Consider the following 16,140-nt stretch of genomic DNA (forward strand, 5'->3'; position numbering starts at 1 on the left):
CTCGCTGGTCAGGTTGGGTGAGAGAGTGCGCCCCCGTGCGACAGGCGGCGTCGCAGCCATGCCTGGGAAGCTTGTTGGTCTTCGCGCTTGCGATCGCGTGCGCGTTGTTCGATGTCGAGCGCCGTGAGCTTCTTGCGGCGGACCACGTCGATCTGCTCGTGACGCAGACGCGCATGGCGCAAGTCGGCGCGCAGCGAAGCCACCGAGGCTTCGTGGTTGGCCAGCTTGCGCTCGTGCTGGTGGATCAGATCCGCCATGGCGCTGCGGTAGCGCGCGCCGTTCATGGCGTGGGCCGGATGCACGTGCGCGCCGGTCTCGACGGTTTGCATCAGTGCGGTCATCTGAGAGATGTGACGGCGGTAGCGTGCGCCTTCGGCATCGCGCGCGGCGACGTCGGCACTTAGCCTGTCGACTTCCTGCGCACGCATGGCGACGAGTTTCGACAGCCCGGCAACAACACGCTGGGTGTTCATGCGGCAATCTCCTTCAGGGTCATGAGCGTTGCGTCACGAGAGGCGGCTTCGTCTTGCCGCTGGCAGAGGAACGCTTCAATGTGGTCGTGCATCTGCACGGCGTGGTCGGTGGCGGGGTCGGCCCCGGCAACGTAGCCACCGAGTGGAATCAGGTCGCGCACATTGGCGTGGCGCGACATCATGTCTTTGACCTTGCGCACGGCATCGATCTGCTCGCGCGGCGCCACCAGCGACATGCAGCGGCTTACGGAGCGAAGCACATCAATGGCGGGGTAATGCCCCTGCGATGCGAGATCGCGCGAGAGCATGATGTGGCCGTCGAGAATCGCCCGTGCGGTATCGACCACGGGGTCTTGCTCGTCATCGCCTTCGGCCAGCACGGTGTAGATGGCGCTCATGCTGCCCGCGCCCTCGCCGTTGCCAGCGCGTTCCACCAAGCGCGGCAACATGCCGAACACTGAAGGCGGATAACCGCGCGTGGCGGGCGGCTCGCCCAATGCCAGCGCTAGTTCGCGCTGCGCCATGGCATAGCGCGTGAGGGAATCGACCAGCAGCAGCACATTGCTGCCCGTGTCGCGAAAGTGCGTGGCGATGGCGTGGCACAGCTCGGTGGCCATCAGGCGCATCAGCGGGGATTCATCCGCCGGGGCGACTACGATGATGGCCTTGGACATGCCTTCGGGGCCGAGCGAGTGCTCGATGAACTCGCGCACCTCGCGGCCACGCTCGCCGATCAGGCCGACGACCACGACATCCGCTGCCGTCTGCCGCGTGATCATGCCGAGCAGCACGCTCTTGCCAACGCCACTGCCTGCAAACAGGCCGACGCGTTGGCCACGGCCCAGCGTGAGCATGCCGTCGATGGCGCGCACGCCCACGTCCAGCACGCCTTCCACCGGCTGCTTGCGCAGCGGGTTGACGCGCGGCGGCTCCAGATCGAGCACGGCATCGCCGGTCAGCGGGCCGCGCCCGTCAATCGGCTCGCCCAGACCATCAAGCACACGGCCACGCCATGCGGGGCCGATGGACAGCGTGCGTGTGCCGTCGTCGGCAAACACGCGGGCACCGGCGCTCAGCCCTTCAGCAGGACGGAACGGCATCAGGTACGAAACGCCCTCTCGAAAGCCGACGACGCGCGCTTCAAGCCAGCCGCCCGACGCGGTTTCGATACGCGCAAGCTGGCCGGTTTCAAACGGATAGCCGGTCACTTCCAGCAGCAGGCCCGACACGGCGGACAAGCGCCCGACCGGCCGTGCGACTGGCACATCGCCTAGATCGAGCGTACCGAGTACGGAACCGCTCATACGGCGGCTCCTTCCGCAGCCTCGGCATCGATGTGCGAGAGCTGCGCGGCGATGCGCTCGATGCAGGCAGCCAGGCGTTGGCCGCAACCGGCATCCATTTCCACGTCACCAGCTTGCACACGGCATTCGCCGGGTTCAAGGCGGTCGTCGGGGGCGAGTTGCCAACCGCTGGCGCGCTCGGGCGCGGCTTCGGCAATGCGGGCGTAGTCGGCCGGGTTCAGCCGCACGCTGATGTCATCGGGGGCCTTGGCCAGCGTGCCGATGGCTTCATCGACAAACGCGAGAATCTGTTCGGGGCGAGCTTCCAGCTCGGCGCGCACGACCTGGCGGGCGACGTCGCCCACCAGCGTAGCCACTTCGGCGCGCACTTTGGCGCGGTAGGCCTGCTGCGCACCGTTGAAGCCGGCGACCAGCGCATCGACCGGCGCGACAAGCGCATCGAGACCGGCACGCACATCGTGGCGTGCATGGTCAGCGCCAGCGCGTTCACCTGCGGCAAAGCCATCGGCGTGTCCGGCGTCGTAGCCGGCCTGTCGTGCCTCATCGAGCAGCTCTTCTGCGGGCGGCGCGTGCAGTTGCGTGGCGAGCAATCCAGCTTCGTCCGGCAGCGACAAACCATCGCGCTGCTCATGTGCGGCACGCACGCGTGCCAGTGGCGGAAAGGCGTAGCGGCGGTAGGCCTTCATTTGAGGACGTCCTCCGCAACGAGCTGCAGCTCAATCTCGCCTTCGTCGGCCAGCTCGCGGATGGTGTCCATGATTTCGCGGCGGGCCGCCTCGACCTTGCTGGCCGGGGCCGGGCCCGTACGGCGCAGCATCTCTTCGAACGCCTGTACGGAGCGGCGTGGCATGGAGCGCAGCAGCGTATCGCGCACCGCCGGGTCGGCACCCTTGAGCGCCACGCCCCACAGTTCCATGTCGACCTGTTCCAGGATGACGGCGATGACCTCGTCGCTCTGCTTGCCAATGACGGAAAAGTCGTAGATGCGTTCTTCCACGGCGGCCACGAGGTCCGGATCGCGGGCACGCAGCAGTTCCACCACGCGTGCACGGTCGCCCGGCAGGCGGTTGATGATGTCGGCGGCCTGGCGCACGCCTTCCACGGCGGTGCTCTGCGTGCCGAGATTGGCGATGCAACCGTCGACCACCGCTTCCAGATCGCGCAGCAGGTCGTAGTCGATTTCCGTCAGGCGGGCGATGTCGAGCAGCACCTGCTCGCGCTGCGCTTCCGGCAGCGCCTGGATCACCAGGCTCGCCTGCTCGGGCGGCAGGAAGGCCAGGAACATGGCCTGCATGCGCACGTGTTCGTCGCGCAGGCGGTCGGCCAACCATTGGGGCTGCGCCCATTGCAGGCGGGCCATCTTCGGGCCGATCACATCGCCGTAGATCTTGTTGAGCACGCTGTTGGCCACCACGCCGCCCAGCGCCATGTCCAGCGAGCGCTGCAGGAACGAACGCGATGCGCCACGTACGCTGCTCTGCGCGCGGAAGTCGGAGAAGAAGCGCTCAATGGTGTTCTGCACGGCATCCACCTTCACGCCCTGCATGCGTGACATCACCATCGTCACGCCCAGCAGTTCTTCACGCGACAGGCAGCGCAGCACACCCGCCGCGGCTTCTTCACCCATGCTGAGCAGGATGATGGCGGCGCGCTCCACCGTGCTGAGGTTCAGGGCCGGAGCGGCCACCGACAGTGCCGGTGCGGCTGCATCCACAGTTGCGGGTACGTTAGCTGGTGTGTTCATCGTCTCGAATCCAAGGTTTGATGACTTCGGCCACGCGCTCGGGGTCTTGGCCGGCCAGATGCTTCAGGTGTTCGATCAGCACGTCGACATCGGAGCCGATCGGTGGCAGGTTGGCGTCGGCCAGCAGCAGCGGCTGCGTATCGGCGTCGGTGCCGGCGGCCTCGATGGCCGGGGCTTCCGTGCCGGCAACGACGGCATCCACCACTTGCGGATCACGCCCACCGTTGGCCCACGTGCGCAGCACCTTGAGCAACGGGCGGAAGATGAAGAAGAAGCCGAGCAGTGCACCCAGTGCCCATGCGCCCCACGTGCCCATCGTCACGATGTTGTCGGGCTGCTGCCACCACGGCAGCGATGCGGCCACCGGCGCGGTGCGGAAGTCGAGCGACGACACCACCAGCGCGTCTTCACGGTCGGCATCGATGCCCAGGCCGTTGCGCAGGATCTTGTCGACCTGTTCGAGTTGTTCCGGCGTCCAGGCCTTACCTTGGCCTGGGGCTGCGCCGTTGTTCAGCACGACGGCCACATTCATGCGCTTCACACGCACGGGGCTGCGCTTGATCTGCACGACGTTGCGGTCGTAGGCGTATTGGCGCGTTTGCGCGTTCTTGGCGGAGTGCGGCGGCTCGGAGGCGACCGGGGCAGAGGCAGATGCGGGCGCCGGACGGTTCGACAGCGAACCCGGCACACCCAGTGCAGCCTGGCCGATGTCCTTCTCGTCGCGAATGGCTTCTTGCGTGACCTTGGGCGCTTCGCCGTATTGCTCGTGGGTTTCTTCGACGCGGTCGTGGTCCAGTTCCACGGCAACGCTTGCACGGAAGTTGCCCTCACCCAGCGTGGGCGTCAGCAGTTCGCGGATGTTGCGTAGGGTCTGTTCGCGCGTTTGCGCGCCCAGCTCGCTGTCGAGTGCCGAGGCACCACCGACGGCGGGGTCGATCTGCGCAGAAAGGTGATTGCCCGCCTGGTCCACCACCGTCACGCGGGCCGGGTCCAGGTTGGCCACGCTGCCCGCCACCAGGGCGACGATCGCAGCGATCTGTTCCTTGCTCAGCTTGCGGTTGGCCTTGAGCGTGAGCACGACGGAGGCCGAGCTCTTGTCACCATCGGAAAGAATGAACGACGTGGACTTGGCGATCGACAGATGCACGCGCGCGGTCGACACCGGGTCGAGCGCCACGATGCTCTGCGTCAGCTCGCCTTCCAGGCCACGACGAAAACGCACGTCCTGCACGAACTGGCTCACGCCCAGCGGGTCGCTCTTGTCCACCTGCTCCAGCCCTTCGGGCAGTTTGGCGACCACGCCCTTGGCGGCCAGCAGCATGCGCGCGGCGCCCAGCTTCTGCTCGGGCACCAGCACCTGGCCGCTGTCGGGGTGAATACGGTAGGGAATGCCTTCGGCATCCAGCGCGGCCATCATGTCAGCGGCCGGCACGGTTTCGTGCGCGCCGAACAGCGGCTTGTAGCGTGCGTTCTGGTGATGCATCAGCATCATCGCCAGCGCGGTCAGGCAGATCGCCAGGATGACGATCGGTGCCAACTTGGCCAGCGCTGCGGAAGACGGCAGTCGAAAGCCACCTTCAGGCGTGAGTCGCGCGGTGAGCGTTTTGATTTGATCGAGCACGTTGGCAGTCCTCGTCAAACCTGCATCTTGATGATGTCGTCAAACGCGCTCATGAGCTTGTTGCGCACCTGGACCATCGCCGAAAACGACAGGCTGGCCTGCTGGCTCGCGAGCATGGCGCCCACGAGGTCGTCACTGGCGCCAGTTTCCACGGCGGTCACAAGGTCGTTGGCGTGATGTTGCTGGGCGTCCGTGCCATGCACGGCGTGCCTGAGCAGATCGGAGAAGCCGGCTGCCGCGCCATCTGCAGAGGGTTGCGGATCGTCGTTGACGGTGGTGCTGCTGAGGGACTGGCGAATCGAATCGAGCATGGCGCTCGAGAGGTCGACGTTCATTGCGGTTCCCGTGTTGGATTGACTATGGGACCGGATTTTGTGACGTCGTTTGACGCGGAACGAGAATGTTCAACGGAACATTGATCGCCCCGATAGCAGGTGCCTATTGCCCTGCGAACTGCGGATTACGCTTTGCGCAAACAAAAAAAGGCGTGACCTATTCAGTCACGCCGCAACAAGGGAGGAGAAATCAGCGGAGCGGTTTAAGCGCGCGATGCAGTGCTGCCGTTCGGATAGCGCGTATCGCCATTCCACGACAGGTAACCGTAGGTATCGGCCTGGCGGTCGGCGCCTTGGCTGTACGGGTCGAAGCGATCTCCAGCGCGGGACAGATAGCCGTACGTATCGGCTTGGCGGTCTGCACCTTGGCTGTACGGGTCGAAGCGATCACCCGCGCGGGACAGGTAGCCGTAGGTATCTGCCTGGCGATCCGCACCTTGTGTGTACGGATCGAAACGGCCAGCCTGCGTGGCGGCCGGTGCATCGAAGTTGGGTTGCTCCGAAGCAGCGGCCGGTTGGGCCGACAGCAGCGTTGCGGAAGCCGACAGCGTAGCCACCAGGGCCAATGCAGCGCGGCGGGAGAAGAGGGAGGAGAGACGGGAGTTCATGATCGTTTCCTTGTTCGGTTGCGCTCGTTGTTGCGCTTGGAACCCAGAATAGATCGTTGCCCCCGACTGATAAATGCAGCTTCCGAAAAAAGACTGTTCAGGCGGCGCTAACAATCTGCAAGCGCGGATTTTCCTTGAGCTGGAGGCACGGATGGTCAGCAAACAACGTCGCCACCCAGTCCACGAACACGCGCACCTTGGGCGACAGATGGCGGTTATGCGGATAGATGACCGACACCGGCAACGACTCCGAGATGTAGTCCGGCAGCACCTCCACCAGCGCGCCCGACATCAGGTGCTCGTACACCAGGAAGCGCGCCGTCTGCATCAGGCCCAGGCCGTGCAACCCGCATGCCACGGCGGATTCCGCATCATTGACCGACACCATGCCGCGCACCTTGTGGATCTGCTTCTGGCCATCGATGACGAAATCCCAATCCATGCGCCGGCCGTTGCGCGGTGAGAAGTAATTCACCGCCGTGTGATCCTGCAGATCCTCCAGCGTCGTGGGTGTACCGTGCCGCGCCAGATATTCCGGAGATGCACAGTTCACCATCGACAACTGGCCGATGCGGCGCGCCACCAGGCTGGAATCCTGCAACTCACCCACACGCACGGCGCAATCCACGCCTTCCTGCACGAGGTCGACGGTGCGGTCGCTCATGCCGATCTCAAGCTGAAGATCGGGGTACGCGTCATGAAAATCACGGATACGCGGTACAAGCAACCGTTTGCCAATCGACCCAGGCACGTCAATGCGCAACGTGCCGCGTGCACCCGATGCGCTCTGTGAAAACGCGGCTTCGGTCTCTTCCAAGTCCCCGAGCAGCCGCACGCAGCGCTCGTAATAAGCCGCACCGTCAGCAGTGACATTCACGCGGCGCGTGGTCCGGTGCAGCAGGCGCACGCCGAGATGCGCCTCAAGGCTTTGCACCAGGTTCGTCACCGTGGCGCGAGGTAACTGAAGGCTGTCGGCAGCCTTGGTGAAACTGCTGGCTTCCACAACGCGCGTGAAAACCTGCATCGCCTGCAATCGATCCATCTGCGGCTCCTGAGGGTCGGACTCCACGGGGCGGGCGCACTGCCGGAATCAGAACGGCAATGCGCTGGACCTGTGGAATCTGAAGGGGTGCACCCGGTTGGCTCGATCAATAAACATTGCTGCGCGCAGGGATTTTGCAGCGCAATAAGATCGGCCTCGAGCAATGACACTTTGTAGCACAAACGACAAATTTGATTGTTCGGCTGTGACTAATAGTGATGTCCGATTATAGGCATTTATCCGCGATCGTCTAATCACCATCATTCAGCCCATCGACATCCGGGTTATCCGCAAAGGTAAGCCCCGCCTGACATCATGGGTTCTTCTCCACCGCGTCTGGTTGTTTCGGATCGCTCGCTCGCCACCTCAGCGGCTTCGGCCGATGTTCGCGCGGAGCGTTCGCTCTCCGCTAACGGCGCCACAAATGTTGCACGGAATCACCATTTGCGCAGTGCAGCATGCACGTTGCCTGAGCAAATATCGCCTGCCGGAAAACCGGCTGCAGCGGATGCCCTGCCACGCGAGGTGCGGGCCGAGGACTATTGGACCCAGGGCTACGCCAACCGCATCCGGCTGCGTGTGTTCCGCCCCGAATTTCACGCGGACGAGGCTGCACCGCTGCGCCAGTCGGCTGTGCTTTACCTGCATGGCGGCGGCTTCGTGAATGGCTCGATTGACGATGCGGATGCCCCTGCGCGCCACTTGGCGGCCACGCTGCCCGCAGTGGTGGTGACAGTCGGCTACTCGCTGGCACCGGCAGCGCCCTTCCCTGCTGCGCCCGAAGACGTATACGCCGCGCTGTGCTGCATGGCTGAGCATGCCGCTGCATGGGGCATCGACCGCCGCCGCATGGCCGTGGCCGGTCACGACGCGGGCGGCAACCTGTCGGCCGCATTGACGATGATCGCGCGTGACCGTGGCGGCCCCAACCTGCGTGCGCAGGTGCTGATCGCCCCCATGCTGGACCCGACGATGGCCCGCGTGCGCCCCGACCACCTGGCCAACGCCGACGCTAACGGTAAAAACGCGGCCGAAGTCTGCGCTGATTGCTATCGCCAGTACCTGCCCCGCCCAACCGAACGTGTGCACCCGTATGCCGCACCGGTGGAATCGCGCCGTCTGCAGGGCCTGCCGCCGGCGCTGCTGCTGACGGCCCCGCAAGACCTGTTGCGCACCGAAGCAGAGCGCTACGCCAGTGCCCTCATCGAAGCAGGCGTGGTCACACAAGTCGTGCGCGTGAACGAGGCATGCCATGACTCGATCGCCATGAGTGCGGTCGCGCAAGACGAGATGACATGTTTCCTGCGCTGGCACCTTGGCATGACGCGTCAGGCTGCGGTGCGCACCAAGCGCCGCGCACGTGCGGAAGGCAAGAACAGCCGCGACCGCACGCCGCCTGCCCCGACCGGCCCGACCGGCCCGACCAGCAACAGGCCTGGCTGAACCCACAACAACAAGAAACGGAGTGCGAGGCCGCGCGTGCTTCTACGCTGCGGCCCAAACGTTTTCCCCGAGTCTTTTCTCTTTGCTTACCCAACGAAATCGAGAGACATCATGAGCCTGTCCAAACGCACCATCGCCATTTCGGCTGCAGCAGTGCTTGGCGTTGCCGCCGTGGGCACCTACGGTCTTGTTTCCAGTGCCGGCGCGTCGCAGCAGCCGGCCGCACCCGCCGCCACACCGGTCGATGTAGCCCCCGTCGTCGCGCGCAACGTGGCGGAGTGGGATGAATTCTCCGGCCGCATCGAAGCCGTTGAGCGCGTCGAGATCCGCCCGCTGGTGGGCGGCACCGTCACGGCGGTCCACTTCAAGGACGGCAGCATCGTCAAGAAGGGCGATCCGCTGTTCACCATCGACCCGCGCCCGTATGCTGCCGAGGTGGCCCGCACGCAAGCCGCGCTGACGGCAGCCAAGTCACGCGTGGCCTACACCGCATCGGAGCTGACCCGCGCGCAAACGCTGGTGGCCGACAACGCCATCGCCCGCCGCGAATTCGAAGAGAAGGAAAACGCCGCGCGCGAGGCCCAGGCCAACCTGCAAGGCGCCTCTGCCGCGCTGGATGCCGCCAAGCTGAATCTGGAGTACACGCACATCGTGGCGCCGGTCTCGGGCCGCGTATCGCGCGCAGAAATTACCGTGGGCAACGTGGTCTCCAGCGGTGGTTCTGCGCCGGTGCTGACGACGCTGGTGTCGGTGTCGCCGATGTACGTGGCGTTCGATGCGGACGAGCAGAGCTACCTGCGCTACTCGGCCAAGGCCGCGCAAGGCACCAAGACGCCGGTCTACATCGGCCTGGCCAATGAAGACGGCTACACGCGCGAAGGCGCCATCCAGTCGGTCGACAACCGGCTGGATGTGCGCTCGGGCACGATCCGCGTGCGCGCCACGCTGGACAACGCCGACGGCCGACTTACGCCGGGCCTGTACGCCCGCGTGCGCATGAGCACGGGTGCGCCGCATGACGCCATTCTCATCAGCGACAAGGCCATCGGTACGGACCAGGACAAGAAGTTCGTCCTGGTGGTGGATGTGGCCAACAAGACGAGCTATCGCCCGGTGGTGGTGGGTGCATCCATTGACGGCCTGCGTGTCGTGAAGTCGGGCCTGAAGGCCGGTGACCGCATCGTCGTCAACGGTATCCAGCGCGTGCGCCCGGGTGACGCCGTGGCACCCAATGCGGTGACCATGGATAGCCTGGTCACCAAGCGCGTGGTGTTGCCGGGTGCGCAGCCTGAAGCGCCTGCAGGATCAGCCCAACCCGCTGCCGAAGCCAAAGCCGACACAACCCCTGCGCCTGCCGCCAAGGCTGAAACCAAGCCCGCGAACGCCAAGACCGCAGCCAACGCACAACGCCTTCCGGCCGACCGCGCCTGAACGTAACGCGCTGCGTTTGAACCTCATTGCTTACACGCCATGAACTTCTCTAAATTTTTCGTGGACCGCCCGATCTTTGCGGGCGTGCTCTCCACGCTGATCCTGCTGATCGGGATCATCTCGATCTGGCGATTGCCGATCTCGGAGTACCCCGAGGTCGTGCCGCCTTCGGTGGTGGTGCGCGCGCAGTTCCCGGGCGCCAACCCGAAGGTGATTGCCGAGACCGTCGCCTCGCCGCTCGAAGAACAGATCAACGGCGTCGAAAACATGCTGTACATGCAGTCGCAGGCCAACAGCGACGGCAACATGACCACGACGGTCACCTTCAAGCTGGGCACGGACCCGGACAAGGCACAGCAGCTTGTGCAGAACCGCGTGTCGCAAGCGCTGCCGCGCCTGCCCGACGTGGTGCAGCGCCTGGGCGTGACCACCATCAAGAGCAGCCCCGATCTGACGATGGTGGTGCACTTGCTGTCGCCCAATGACCGCTACGACATGACGTACCTGCGTAACTACGCAGTGCTCAACGTCAAGGATCGCCTTGCGCGTATCGGCGGCGTGGGCCAGGTGCAGTTGTTCGGCTCGGGTGACTACTCGATGCGCGTGTGGCTCGACCCGAACAAGGTCGCCGAGCGCGGCCTGACCGCCAACGAAGTGGTCAAGGCCATCCGTGACCAGAACGTGCAGGTGGCGGCCGGCGTGATCGGCGGTTCGCCGTCGGTGCCAGGCACGGATCTGCAACTGTCCGTCAACGCACAAGGCCGCCTGAAGACCGAGCAGGAATTCGGCGACATCATCCTCAAGAGCTCGCCCAATGGCGCCGTGACGTACCTGCGTGACGTGGCCCGCATTGAGCTGGCCGCATCGGAATACGGCCTGCGCTCGCTGCTGGACAACAAGCAGGCCGTCGCCATTCCGATCTTCCAGGCGCCGGGCTCCAACGCGCTGCAGATTTCGGATGACGTGCGCAAGACGATGGAGGAACTGAAGCAGGACTTTCCTGAAGGCGTCGACTACCGCATCGTCTATGACCCGACGCAGTTCGTCCGATCGAGTATCGAAGCCGTCACGCACACGCTGCTGGAAGCGGTGGCGCTTGTGGTGCTCGTGGTGATCCTGTTCCTGCAAACGTGGCGTGCATCGATCATTCCGCTGCTGGCGGTACCGGTGTCGATCATCGGTACGTTTGGGCTGATGCTGATGTTCGGCTTCTCGATCAACGCGCTGTCGCTCTTCGGGCTCGTGCTGGCGATCGGGATCGTGGTGGACGATGCCATCGTGGTGGTGGAAAACGTCGAGCGGAACATCGCCGAAGGGTTATCGCCACGCGAGGCCACGTACAAGGCCATGCGCGAAGTGAGCGGCCCGATCATCGCCATTGCCCTGACGCTGATTGCCGTGTTCGTGCCGCTGGCCTTCATGACGGGCCTGACCGGTCAGTTCTACAAGCAGTTCGCGCTGACGATCTCGATCTCGACGGTCATCTCGGCATTCAACTCGCTCACGCTGTCACCGGCACTGGCTGCGCTGCTGCTCAAGAGCCATGATGCGCCCAAGGACTGGCTGGCCCGTACGATGGACAAGGGCCTGGGCTGGATCTTCCGCCCGTTCAATCGTGTATTTGGTGCCGCGTCGGAATCGTATGGCCGCAGCACCTCGCGTGTGATCGGCCGCAAGGCTGTGATGTTTGGCATCTACCTCGCGCTGATCGGCCTGACTGCCGTGCTGTTCAACAAGGTGCCGGGCGGCTTCGTGCCGATGCAGGACAAGCAGTACCTGGTGAGCTTCGCGCAGTTGCCGGACGGTGCCTCGCTGGACCGCACGGAAGACGTGATCCGCCGCATGTCGGACATCGCCCTCAAGCACCCCGGCGTGGAAAGCGCCGTGGCCTTCCCGGGCCTGTCGATCAACGGCTTCACCAACAGCCCGAGCGCCGGCATCGTATTCGTCACGCTCAAGCCGTTTGACCAGCGCAAGAGCGCCGATCTGTCGGGTGGTGCGATTGCGGGCCAGCTGAACAAGCAGTACGGCGCGATCAAGGATGCATTCATCGCCGTGTTCCCGCCGCCGCCGGTGCAGGGTCTCGGCACGGTGGGTGGCTTCAAGCTGCAACTGGAAGACCGCGGTTCGGTCGGCTACGAACAGCTCTTTGCCGCCACGCAGGCCTTCATGGCCAAGGCACGCCAGACGCCGGAACTGGGCCCGTCTTTCTCGAGCTACCAGATCAACGTGCCGCAGTTGAATGCAGACCTGGACCGCGTGAAGGCCAAGCAGTTGGGCGTGCCGGTCACGGACGTGTTCGACACCATGCAGGTGTACCTGGGCTCGCTGTACGTGAACGACTTCAACCGCTTCGGCCGCACGTATCAGGTGAAGGTGCAGGCAGACGCGCCGTTCCGCGCCCATGCAGAAGACATCCTGCAACTGAAGACGCGCAACACCGCGGGTGACATGGTGCCGCTGTCGTCTCTGCTGCGCGTGTCGCAAGGCTTCGGGCCGGACATGGTGGTGCGCTACAACGGCTACACCGCTGCCGACATCAACGGTGGTCCAGCCCCGGGCTTCTCGTCGGGCCAGGCACAGGCGGCTGTGGAACGCATTGCGCATGAAACGCTGCCCAAGGGCGTGCGCTTCGAGTGGACCGACCTGACGTATCAGCAAATCCTGGCTGGTAACTCGGCGGTGTGGATCTTCCCGATCTGCGTGCTGCTGGTGTTCCTGGTGCTGGCTGCGCAGTACGAAAGCCTGACGCTGCCGCTGGCCGTGATCCTGATCGTGCCGATGAGCCTGTTTGCCGCCATGCTGGGCGTGTGGGTCTCGCATGGAGACAACAACATCTTCACGCAGATCGGGTTGGTGGTGCTGGTGGGGCTGGCGTGCAAGAACGCGATCCTGATCGTGGAGTTTGCGCGGGAGCTTGAGCTGCAAGGACGCTCCATTGTGGAAGCCGCCATCGAGGCGTGCCGCTTGCGTCTGCGCCCGATCCTGATGACGTCGATCGCTTTCATCATGGGTGTGGTGCCCCTGGTGGTATCGACCGGCGCCGGTGCGGAAATGCGTCATGCCATGGGCGTGGCCGTGTTCGCGGGGATGCTGGGGGTGACGCTGTTCGGCCTGTTCCTCACGCCGGTGTTCTACGTGCTGCTGCGCACGCTGGCCACGCGCCGCGGCCAGCGCGCTGAAGATGCACCTGATCGCGATCTGGATCTGGATGGCGCACTGCCTGTGCCGTCGGGTCAACACTAATCAAGACATCGCTATGGACGCGTTCAAACAACACACAGGTCAGGCCACGCTGACTGGCCGCTGGACCCCGCTGGCACTGGCTGCCGCGCTGTTCCTCGCGGCCTGCTCGCTGGCCCCGACCTACGAGAAGCCGGACGTGGGCACGCCCACGGCTTTCAAGGAAGCCGCCGAATCGTCCAAACTCGCGGCAGATGCCCCGCTGGCCGCCGGCGAACAAGGCAAGTGGAAAACCGCCGAGCCCTCCCTGCCCGCCGATGGCGCGTGGTGGAAGATTTTCAACGATCCGACGCTCGACAAGCTCGAAGCACAGGCGGCCGAGGCCAGCCCCACGTTGGCCGCTGCAGCCGCGCGCGTGAACCAGGCGCGCGCCTTCGTGCAGGCCAATCGCGCCTCGCTGTTCCCGGAACTGGATGCGGGCTTTGGGCCGACGCGCCAGCGGGCTTCTGCAGCATCGGCGGGCTTGCCCGTGGGCGCGCCTGTTCAGCCACAAACGTACTGGCGTGCACAGGCCACGGTGGCGTATGAGGTCGACCTGTTTGGCCGCGTGCGCAACAACATCGACGCGGCTGGCGCCGATGCCGAGCGGGTGGAAGCGCTGTACCGCGCGGCCCGCCTGTCGCTGCAAGCCGACGTGGCGCAGACGTACTTCAGCCTGCGCACGCTCGACGCAGAAGAGGCCTTGCTGGCCCGTACGCTGATCGGCCGCGAAGAAGCTCTCAAGCTGGTGCAGCGCCGCTTCAAGACCGGCGACATTGGTGAACTGGACGTTGCCCGCGCCGATACCGAACTGGCGACGGCGCGCTCCGATCGCATTGGCGTGCAACGTCGTCGCGCGGTTCTGGAGCACGCGCTAGCAACGCTGCTGGGCAAGGCCCCTGCCGATTTCACGATGGGCGCCGATCCGCTGCAGGCCGCCAACGTGCGCGTACCGGCAGGCTTGCCCTCTGCTCTGCTGGAGCGCCGCCCTGACGTGGCCGCAGCCGAGCGCTCGATGGCCGCCGCCAACGCACGCATTGGCGTGGCGCGCGCGGCGTTCTTCCCGCAGTTGCAGCTCACGGGCGGCTTCGGCTACGAGTCGCACGACATCGGCGACCTGCTCAAGTGGGGCAGCCGCACGTGGATTCTTGGGCCGCTGGTCGGCACCGCGCTGTCGCTGCCGATCTTCGACGGTGGCGCCCGCAGCGCCGGTGTGAAGCAGGCGCGTGCAGCGTACGAAGAGAACGTCGCCAACTACCGCGAAAGCGTGCTCGTCGCCTTCCGCGAGGTGGAAGACAACCTGTCTGACCTGCGCCTGCTGGCCGATCAATCCAAGGCGCAGGACGATGCCGTACGCGCTTCCACGCGTGCCGCGCAGCTCTCGCGCACGCGCTACAACGCGGGCTCGGTCAACTACCTGGATGTGATTGATGCGGAGCGCAACATGCTGTCCGCTGAGCGCGTCGGCGTGCAACTCGCGGGCAGCCGCGTGAATGCGACGGTGGGGCTCATCAAGGCGCTGGGTGGCGGCTGGGGTGACTTGCCGACAGAACAGGCGAAGCCGGCTACGGTGGCGCAGCAGTAAGGATTCTCTTCTCTCTCTGGAAAGCGAGACTCTGCGCGGCTTCGGCCGCGCTTTTTTTTACCCGAACACCTCAGAGCTTGATCTTCGTTTCCAGAAACCCCAGATACTTCGGATCGTCTTCCAGAAAGATATCCAACCCAGCACCCATATAGGCGCGGGTCAGTTTATCTGTCGCCTTGTCGCAGTCGCCCTGCTCGACCATAAGATTCCCTTCGCTGCACATTGCTGCGATTCGCGTCTGGATGGCATATGGCAGCTCGGACATTGGTGCGGCTGCGGAAGGGGAAATCGGAGGCCCACCTCTATTCCATCAGATTGTTCTTCTGCGGATCGAAAACAATGCTGCCCTCGATATCCTGCAGAAACTGCATCATGTCGACGATCTGATTCGTGTACTCCCGGTCATTGTCATCTGCAAAGACGACACGTACACGCCGGTCAATGCCAGAGAGCTCGCGCGGAGATCGCTTGCCGAGAATCTCCTGAATCTGAGCGGACTCATCCTGAATGCGGCTTCCCTCTTCGTAAGCAACGCGCATCAGCCAGTTTCCCCAGCGCAAGGCAAGCGTATCCGTCTTGGCAAATGGCAACCGCTCGAATTTCAAGGAAAAGTCTTCCTCGTTCTCGAAGTACACCTTCAGCTCGTCGGCCAGAGACTCGTTCGACATGACTGGCGATTGCTCGGTCAGCAGGGCAAGTAGAGAAAACGTCATTTTCCGCTCGTCACAGCTGCACGCAAGCAAGTCAGTCTTGAATCTCGACGCCTGGGATTGTCTCCAGCATCACGCGCAACTGATCCAACGGCACCTTGCTGTCTTCAGCCATGGCCTCTGCACTAGCCACCAACGCCACACACTCGGGGTCCGTGTCCGTATAAATATCCAGCATCAAGCCAACGCCTTTCGGCCAAGACTTTGATTTCACAAAATCCCTGGCCTCCGCGGGATTGATCATTCGAAAACAGGGCCACTTTGGCGTGACCACGCGCGCCATATCGCAATTCAAGAACCTGCACTCATGCAAGGTAGCCGCAGAAAAATCGCAATCCGAAACCCGCGGGACCTTTACATCATCCCAATCTCCAAAATCACACCCGACGTACTCGCCTTTAAACTGTACGTTGTTAAATCGAATTTTTTCGAAATGAAAATTGGCCATCCTAACGCGCTGGTCAAAAACGCCGCCGCTCATCACGACACCAGCAATCACCACACCCCTGTTATCAGCAAACGATTCAACAGTGCAGTCATGCAATTCCAGATTCGGCCCCAACACCGTGACCAAATCCGCACTCAGGCGAACAACCTCGTTACGAACGATCTTGTCTCTCAT

General features: G+C 64.0%; 15 protein-coding genes. 4 read left to right on the forward strand and 11 right to left on the reverse strand.

The features are described from left to right. Window positions 1-8: 8 nt before the first annotated feature. The 8 genes from ACS13N_RS18175 to ACS13N_RS18210 all read right to left on the reverse strand — a co-directional run bounded on the left by ACS13N_RS18175 (window position 9) and on the right by ACS13N_RS18210 (window position 7,127). Window positions 9-473, reverse strand: a complete 465-nt coding sequence (locus ACS13N_RS18175) for a hypothetical protein (RefSeq protein WP_438933020.1) — start codon at window positions 471-473, stop codon at window positions 9-11. Then, the gene (locus ACS13N_RS18180) at window positions 470-1,777 is read right to left on the reverse strand and encodes a FliI/YscN family ATPase (protein WP_438933021.1); all 1,308 of its coding nucleotides are present in this window, start codon (window positions 1,775-1,777) and stop codon (window positions 470-472) included. The genes ACS13N_RS18175 and ACS13N_RS18180 overlap by 4 nt, the downstream gene beginning before the upstream one ends. After that, the gene (locus ACS13N_RS18185; RefSeq protein WP_438933022.1) at window positions 1,774-2,463 is read right to left on the reverse strand and encodes a FliH/SctL family protein; all 690 of its coding nucleotides are present in this window, start codon (window positions 2,461-2,463) and stop codon (window positions 1,774-1,776) included. The genes ACS13N_RS18180 and ACS13N_RS18185 overlap by 4 nt, the downstream gene beginning before the upstream one ends. Beyond that, window positions 2,460-3,521 carry a flagellar motor switch protein FliG gene (locus ACS13N_RS18190; RefSeq protein WP_438933023.1) on the reverse strand — a complete coding sequence of 354 codons (1,062 nt, stop codon included), beginning with the start codon at window positions 3,519-3,521 and terminating at the stop codon, window positions 2,460-2,462. Before ACS13N_RS18190 ends, ACS13N_RS18185 begins: the two co-directional genes overlap by 4 nt. Then, a complete protein-coding gene (gene fliF, locus ACS13N_RS18195) occupies window positions 3,505-5,142 on the reverse strand; it encodes a flagellar basal-body MS-ring/collar protein FliF (RefSeq protein WP_438933024.1) in 1,638 nt (545 codons plus the stop codon). Before fliF ends, ACS13N_RS18190 begins: the two co-directional genes overlap by 17 nt. A gap of 14 nt (window positions 5,143-5,156) precedes the next feature. After that, window positions 5,157-5,477: a flagellar hook-basal body complex protein FliE gene (gene fliE, locus ACS13N_RS18200; RefSeq protein ID WP_438933025.1), complete on the reverse strand. Its 321-nt coding sequence runs from the start codon at window positions 5,475-5,477 to the stop codon at window positions 5,157-5,159. 203 nt (window positions 5,478-5,680) lie between these two features. Then, window positions 5,681-6,085 carry a hypothetical protein gene (locus tag ACS13N_RS18205; protein WP_438933026.1) on the reverse strand — a complete coding sequence of 135 codons (405 nt, stop codon included), beginning with the start codon at window positions 6,083-6,085 and terminating at the stop codon, window positions 5,681-5,683. A gap of 97 nt (window positions 6,086-6,182) precedes the next feature. Beyond that, window positions 6,183-7,127, reverse strand: a complete 945-nt coding sequence (locus ACS13N_RS18210; protein ID WP_438933027.1) for a LysR substrate-binding domain-containing protein — start codon at window positions 7,125-7,127, stop codon at window positions 6,183-6,185. 315 nt (window positions 7,128-7,442) lie between these two features. Between ACS13N_RS18210 and ACS13N_RS18215 the strand changes: the two genes are divergently transcribed. From ACS13N_RS18215 to ACS13N_RS18230, 4 genes are all read left to right on the forward strand, one after another. Beyond that, complete coding sequence (locus tag ACS13N_RS18215; protein WP_438933028.1) at window positions 7,443-8,570, forward strand: alpha/beta hydrolase; 1,128 nt, start codon at window positions 7,443-7,445, stop codon at window positions 8,568-8,570. Between the two features lie 111 nt (window positions 8,571-8,681). Beyond that, window positions 8,682-10,001, forward strand: a complete 1,320-nt coding sequence (locus ACS13N_RS18220) for an efflux RND transporter periplasmic adaptor subunit (protein ID WP_438933029.1) — start codon at window positions 8,682-8,684, stop codon at window positions 9,999-10,001. Window positions 10,002-10,040: 39 nt separating this feature from the next. Continuing rightward, a complete protein-coding gene (locus ACS13N_RS18225) occupies window positions 10,041-13,247 on the forward strand; it encodes an efflux RND transporter permease subunit (protein WP_438933030.1) in 3,207 nt (1,068 codons plus the stop codon). 13 nt (window positions 13,248-13,260) lie between these two features. After that, window positions 13,261-14,808: an efflux transporter outer membrane subunit gene (locus ACS13N_RS18230; RefSeq protein ID WP_438933031.1), complete on the forward strand. Its 1,548-nt coding sequence runs from the start codon at window positions 13,261-13,263 to the stop codon at window positions 14,806-14,808. A gap of 70 nt (window positions 14,809-14,878) precedes the next feature. On the opposite strand, the gene ACS13N_RS18235 is transcribed toward ACS13N_RS18230, so the two are convergent. The 3 genes from ACS13N_RS18235 to ACS13N_RS18245 are packed head-to-tail and all read right to left on the reverse strand — an operon-like array spanning window position 14,879 to window position 16,140. Continuing rightward, complete coding sequence (locus ACS13N_RS18235) at window positions 14,879-15,073, reverse strand: hypothetical protein (protein WP_438933032.1); 195 nt, start codon at window positions 15,071-15,073, stop codon at window positions 14,879-14,881. 37 nt (window positions 15,074-15,110) lie between these two features. After that, window positions 15,111-15,521: a hypothetical protein gene (locus ACS13N_RS18240; RefSeq protein WP_438933033.1), complete on the reverse strand. Its 411-nt coding sequence runs from the start codon at window positions 15,519-15,521 to the stop codon at window positions 15,111-15,113. Window positions 15,522-15,552: 31 nt separating this feature from the next. Then, the gene (locus ACS13N_RS18245; protein WP_438933034.1) at window positions 15,553-16,140 is read right to left on the reverse strand and encodes a hypothetical protein; all 588 of its coding nucleotides are present in this window, start codon (window positions 16,138-16,140) and stop codon (window positions 15,553-15,555) included.

The organism is Ralstonia sp. 24A2 (assembly GCF_051783885.1).
Taxonomy (GTDB): Bacteria; Pseudomonadota; Gammaproteobacteria; order Burkholderiales; family Burkholderiaceae; genus Ralstonia.

What these genes read in the sequence shown, in the direction of transcription:
- ACS13N_RS18175 (WP_438933020.1), bottom strand. Translation starts at nt 473, where the DNA reads ATGAACACCCAGCGTGTTGTTGCCGGGCTGTCGAAACTCGTCGCCATG.
- ACS13N_RS18180 (WP_438933021.1), bottom strand. Translation starts at nt 1,777, where the DNA reads ATGAGCGGTTCCGTACTCGGTACGCTCGATCTAGGCGATGTGCCAGTC.
- ACS13N_RS18185 (WP_438933022.1), bottom strand. Translation starts at nt 2,463, where the DNA reads ATGAAGGCCTACCGCCGCTACGCCTTTCCGCCACTGGCACGCGTGCGT.
- ACS13N_RS18190 (WP_438933023.1), bottom strand. Translation starts at nt 3,521, where the DNA reads ATGAACACACCAGCTAACGTACCCGCAACTGTGGATGCAGCCGCACCG.
- fliE (WP_438933025.1), bottom strand. Translation starts at nt 5,477, where the DNA reads ATGAACGTCGACCTCTCGAGCGCCATGCTCGATTCGATTCGCCAGTCC.
- ACS13N_RS18205 (WP_438933026.1), bottom strand. Translation starts at nt 6,085, where the DNA reads ATGAACTCCCGTCTCTCCTCCCTCTTCTCCCGCCGCGCTGCATTGGCC.
- ACS13N_RS18210 (WP_438933027.1), bottom strand. Translation starts at nt 7,127, where the DNA reads ATGGATCGATTGCAGGCGATGCAGGTTTTCACGCGCGTTGTGGAAGCC.
- ACS13N_RS18215 (WP_438933028.1), top strand. Translation starts at nt 7,443, where the DNA reads ATGGGTTCTTCTCCACCGCGTCTGGTTGTTTCGGATCGCTCGCTCGCC.
- ACS13N_RS18220 (WP_438933029.1), top strand. Translation starts at nt 8,682, where the DNA reads ATGAGCCTGTCCAAACGCACCATCGCCATTTCGGCTGCAGCAGTGCTT.
- ACS13N_RS18225 (WP_438933030.1), top strand. Translation starts at nt 10,041, where the DNA reads ATGAACTTCTCTAAATTTTTCGTGGACCGCCCGATCTTTGCGGGCGTG.
- ACS13N_RS18230 (WP_438933031.1), top strand. Translation starts at nt 13,261, where the DNA reads ATGGACGCGTTCAAACAACACACAGGTCAGGCCACGCTGACTGGCCGC.
- ACS13N_RS18235 (WP_438933032.1), bottom strand. Translation starts at nt 15,073, where the DNA reads ATGTCCGAGCTGCCATATGCCATCCAGACGCGAATCGCAGCAATGTGC.
- ACS13N_RS18240 (WP_438933033.1), bottom strand. Translation starts at nt 15,521, where the DNA reads ATGACGTTTTCTCTACTTGCCCTGCTGACCGAGCAATCGCCAGTCATG.
- ACS13N_RS18245 (WP_438933034.1), bottom strand. Translation starts at nt 16,140, where the DNA reads ATGAGAGACAAGATCGTTCGTAACGAGGTTGTTCGCCTGAGTGCGGAT.